Source organism: Bradyrhizobium sp. (genome assembly GCF_019242285.1).
Classification (GTDB): domain Bacteria; phylum Pseudomonadota; class Alphaproteobacteria; order Rhizobiales; family Xanthobacteraceae; genus Bradyrhizobium.
In genome coordinates, this window is record NZ_JAFAVV010000403.1 from 1 (window position 1) to 4,265 (window position 4,265).

At 65.8% G+C, this 4,265-nt stretch carries 5 protein-coding genes; 2 read left to right on the forward strand and 3 right to left on the reverse strand.

Annotated elements, in window-relative coordinates; translation table 11 throughout:
• From JOY90_RS15605 to JOY90_RS15615, 3 genes are all read right to left on the reverse strand, one after another.
• Positions 1-690, reverse strand: a 690-nt coding sequence (locus JOY90_RS15605; RefSeq protein WP_291692015.1) for an MFS transporter, incomplete at its 3' end; no start/stop codon positions are given.
• A 4-nt stretch (positions 691-694) separates the two neighbouring features.
• On the reverse strand, positions 695-1,870 hold the full coding sequence (locus JOY90_RS15610; protein WP_291692016.1) for an HlyD family secretion protein: 1,176 nt from the start codon (positions 1,868-1,870) through the stop codon (positions 695-697).
• On the reverse strand, positions 1,863-2,345 hold the full coding sequence (locus tag JOY90_RS15615; RefSeq protein WP_291692017.1) for a MarR family winged helix-turn-helix transcriptional regulator: 483 nt from the start codon (positions 2,343-2,345) through the stop codon (positions 1,863-1,865). The genes JOY90_RS15610 and JOY90_RS15615 overlap by 8 nt, the downstream gene beginning before the upstream one ends.
• 170 nt (positions 2,346-2,515) lie before the next feature.
• Here JOY90_RS15615 and JOY90_RS15620 point away from each other — a divergent pair, with 170 nt between their 5' ends.
• Both JOY90_RS15620 and JOY90_RS15625 read left to right on the forward strand, forming a co-directional pair.
• Positions 2,516-3,004 (forward strand): Fur family transcriptional regulator, encoded by a 489-nt coding sequence (locus JOY90_RS15620; protein ID WP_291692018.1) that lies wholly within the window; start codon positions 2,516-2,518, stop codon positions 3,002-3,004.
• A gap of 23 nt (positions 3,005-3,027) precedes the next feature.
• Positions 3,028-3,960, forward strand: coding sequence for a DMT family transporter (locus tag JOY90_RS15625; RefSeq protein WP_291692019.1), 933 nt, complete (start codon positions 3,028-3,030; stop codon positions 3,958-3,960).
• The last annotated feature ends 305 nt before the right edge of the window (positions 3,961-4,265 follow it).

Here is a 4,265-nt window from a genome sequence, read left to right on the forward strand (position 1 = left end):
GAGCTGCTCGCCGCGGTCGAGCGCAAGCTGCAGCGCGCCGATCGCGACCGCGAGCGCTGAGAAGCCGAACCAGTCGAAGCGCAGGTTCGGGTCCTGCTGCGTTTCGTCCATGAAGATGACGAGGCCGAGCACGGTGATCAGGCCGAACGGCAGGTTGACGAAGAACACCCAGTGCCAGGAATAGGTCTCGGTGAGCCAAGCGCCGAGCGAGGGCCCCATGATCGGGCCCATCATCACGCCCATGCCCCAGATCGACATCGCCTTGGCGCGTTCCTGCAGCGAGTAGGAATCGAGCATCACCGCCTGCGACAGCGGCACCAGCGCGGCGCCGAACACGCCCTGCAAGAGGCGGAACAGCACCATCTGGTTGATGTCCTGCGCCAGCCCGCACAGCACCGAGGCGAGGGTGAAGCCGGCCGAGCAGACGATGAAGGTCCGCTTGCGCCCGAAGCGGTTGGCGATCCAGCCGACCGGTGCGGTCATGATCGCGGCCGCGACGATGTAGGAGGTCAGCACCCAGTTGATCTGGTCCTGCGACGCCGACAGCGAGCCCTGCATGTAGGGCAGCGCGACGTTGGCGATCGTGGTGTCGAGCGCCTGCATGATGGTCGCGGTCATGGCGCAGATCGTCACCATGTTGCGGCGCAGGCCGGGAACCGCGCTGGGAGGGGGCAGGGCGGTCGGCGACATCGGATCAGTCCTGGCTTTCGGAGTCTTGGCTCGCGGACGCCGGCGACAGCCCCAGCAGCCCGGCGAACGTGCGGCGATGGTTGGTGTCGATAGTGGCGTAGACGCTCATGCCGGCCTTCAGCTTCTTCACGAAGGCGTCGTCCTTGTCGAAGTAGATTCGGACCGGCACGCGCTGCACCACCTTGACGAAATTGCCGGTGGCATTCTGCGGCGGCAGGATCGCGAACTGCGCGCCGGTGCCGGGCGAGAGCGAGCCGACATAGCCCTTGAACACGTGGTTCGGGAACGCGTCGACGTCCAGCGTCACCGGCTGGCCAACCGCGACATAGGTGAAATCGCTTTCCTTCGGATTGGCGTCGACCCAGGGGTTGTCGACGTCGATGATCGAGAACACCGGCGTGCCGGCGGGAACGAAGCGGCCGAGCTGGATCTGGTCGACCTGGGTCGCGATGCCGGCCATCGGGGCGCGCAGCACGGTGTGGTCGAGATTGCGCTGCGCCATGTCGAGCTGCGCCTTGGCCTGCGCATAGGGCGGGAACTTCTCCATCGGCAAATCGGGGTCGCCGAGCAGTTGCGCCTTGGCATTGGAAAGCTGCTGCTTGACGAACTGCGCCTGCGCGCCCGCGGTGACCAGGCCGGTGGCGGAGTTGTCGAGGTCGAGTTGTGAGCCGACCTTCTGGTTGACCAGTTGCTGCTTGCGCTCGACATCGCGCTGCTTCAGGTCGACGCCCTGCTGCGCCAGATCGAGCATCTGGCCGTAGATTTTGATGTTGGCGACCAGATTGTCGTAGGTGGTCTTGGCCTGCGCGAGCTGCGCCTTGGCCTGGTCGAGGGCGAACTGGAACGGCTCGGGATCGATCTCGAACAGCACGTCACCGGCGTCGACGTGCTGGCCTTCCTTCACCACGATCTTGTCGATCTTGCCGGAGATGTCGGGGGTGACCAGCACCTTCTGTGCGCCGACATAGGCGTCGTCGGTGCCGACATAGCGGCCGCCATTGAGATAGAACACGACGCCGCCGACGGCGGCGATGATCGGCAGCACGACGAGCAGCAGGAAGCGGCGGTAGCGCTTCAGCCCGGACGACAGGCTGCGCCGCGGCGGCGCGGCCTTGGTTGCCGGCTGGCCCGCGGGAGCAGTCTTCTGCTCGGGCGGGAATTTCAGCACCGGATCAGCCATAGCGCTGCTCCCGTCTTGCTGCTTCCGCCTCGGTGTTCTGAATGGCATTGCGTACGTTTTCCTTGATGGTTTCCAGTTGTGCGAGCAGGCGCTGCTCGTCCGCCGGCATGATGCCGTCCAGCGCGGTGGCGGTGAGCTCCGCTTTCAGCCCTTTCAGCTTGCCGAGCAGCGGCCGTGCGCTCTTCCTGAGATAGAGCCGGTTGACGCGGCGGTCGTTGTCGTCGCCACGCCGCTCGATCCAGTCATTGTCGGCGAGCTTGTCGATCAATCGCGTCAGCGTGATCGGCTGCATTTCCATCGCCTCGGCGAGCTCGGTCTGCTTCATGCCCTCGTTGCGCTCGACATAGGCCAGCACCGCCCATTGCGCGCGGGTGATGCCGTAGCGGGCGGCCTCCTTGTCGGCATAGGCGCGCACCAGTCGCTGCACCTCGCCGAGCAGGAAGAAGAAATTCGTGTCCGCCGGACCGCGGTTCATAAGCTTGGTCTCCAATGAGCTTGCAATATAATAAGCAAGCTTATGAATTATTCAAGTTAACAAGGAATTGACTGGCTCCAAGAGGCCGCGCGCGACGCGGGTCCGGCTCGTGCATCGGCAACAGCGAAATGTTGGACGTTGCCCACCCGGGCGGGTTAAATGTCGCCGCGATGAGCTTGAAACCGGCTTTTCCCGCCCCCGACCATGATCACGGCCGCTGCACCGCGGAGGCCATCCATCATGCGGAGCAGGTATGCGCGAACCGGGCGCAGCGGTTCACGCCGATCCGCCGCCAGGTGCTACAGGCGCTGCTGTCGAGCCACCGCCCGCTCGGCGCCTATGAGGTGATCGAAGAGCTTGCCCGGTCGATGCCGCGGCCGGCGCCGATCACCGTCTATCGCGCGCTGGAGTTCCTGATGGCGAACGGCCTCGTCCACCGGATCGAGAGCCGCAATGCCTATCTGGCCTGCGCGCACGACCATGACGCGGCGGCGATGGTCGCATTCCTGATCTGCGAGCGCTGCGGCACGGTCGGGGAGATCCCCGCCGCGCCGGTGGCGCAGAGCTTGTCCGTGGCGGCGCGTGCCTCGGGCTTTGCGCCGAAACTCTCGGTGGTCGAGATCACCGGCACCTGTTTCCACTGCCAGAAGGCCGCGTAGCGCTGGCGGGATCCCGAGGAAACATGCCTTCCAGACAGTTGGTCCTGATCTCGCCTCCTGCGGCGCCGCCGCTCCGCCCGGGCGCGGTGGCGCTGATGCTCGTGATCTGCCTCTCCTGGGGCTTCAACCAGGTCGCCATCAAGCTGGCGTTGCCGGAGATTCCGCCGATGGCGCAGGCGACGCTGCGCGCCTTCGTGGCGCTGCCGGTGCTGCTGGTGGCAGGCTGGGTGCGCGGCGTCAGGTTTTTCCGGGCCGACGGCACGCTGCTTCCCGGCCTGCTGGCGGGTTTCCTGTTCGGGATCGAATTCGTGCTGATCTATCGCGGCCTGCAACTGACGACGGCCTCGCGCGGCGTGGTGTTCCTCTACACCGCGCCGTTCTTCGTCGCGCTCGGCTCCAACCAGTTGCTGGGCGAGCGGCTGCGGCCGACGCAGTGGGCCGGCCTCGCCTTGAGCTTTGCCGGAGTCGCGCTTGCGATCGGGGTGCCGCAGCCGAATGTCGATGCGCGCGTGCTGCTCGGCGATCTGATGCTGGTCGGCGGCGGTGCGTTATGGGGTGCGACCACGGTGATCGCCAAGGGCTCGCGGCTGCGCTTCGCAGCGCCGGAAAAGGCGCTGGCGTACCAGGTCGCGGTGTCGATTCCGATCCTGGAGCTCTCGGCCTGGCTCGCCGGCGAGAAGATTTCCCACTTTCCCGGACACCTCGCCGTGAGCCTCGTGATCTACCAGGGCATCTGGGTGGTCGGGATCACCTTCACGCTCTGGTTCGCGCTGGTGCAGACCTATTCGGCGAGCCGATTGTCGGCCTTCACCTTCATCACGCCCTTGTTCGGCATCGTGGCGAGCCATCTGATCCTGCATGAACCCCTGACCGCGCCGTTCGGTGCAGCGGCGGTGCTGGTCATCGCCGGACTCTATCTCGTCAACAAGCCCGAGGTGGCGAAGGTTGCGGTGTAGAGCATGATCGTCGTGATCGACTCGGATAGCCGGCGAGCGCGGTTCCGCTTGCGGCGGGGCCGTCGCATTCAAAAAAGAACAGAGCGGTTGAACCCTCCCCTGGAGGGGGAGGGTCGGCACGCGTTCGAGCGAAGCGAGATGCGTGCCGGGGTGGGGTGACGGTCTCTCCGTATTAGACAGTGCGCGCGCGGAAGCATCACCCCACCCCGGCTCCCATTCCGCTTCGCTTCATGTGAGCCGACCCTCCCCCTCCAGGGGAGGGTGACCACGCCGGTTGCTCAGCGGGTGCCGACGGTTCGAGTCCA

What these genes read in the sequence shown, in the direction of transcription:
- JOY90_RS15610 (WP_291692016.1), bottom strand. Translation starts at nt 1,870, where the DNA reads ATGGCTGATCCGGTGCTGAAATTCCCGCCCGAGCAGAAGACTGCTCCC.
- JOY90_RS15615 (WP_291692017.1), bottom strand. Translation starts at nt 2,345, where the DNA reads ATGAACCGCGGTCCGGCGGACACGAATTTCTTCTTCCTGCTCGGCGAG.
- JOY90_RS15620 (WP_291692018.1), top strand. Translation starts at nt 2,516, where the DNA reads ATGAGCTTGAAACCGGCTTTTCCCGCCCCCGACCATGATCACGGCCGC.
- JOY90_RS15625 (WP_291692019.1), top strand. Translation starts at nt 3,028, where the DNA reads ATGCCTTCCAGACAGTTGGTCCTGATCTCGCCTCCTGCGGCGCCGCCG.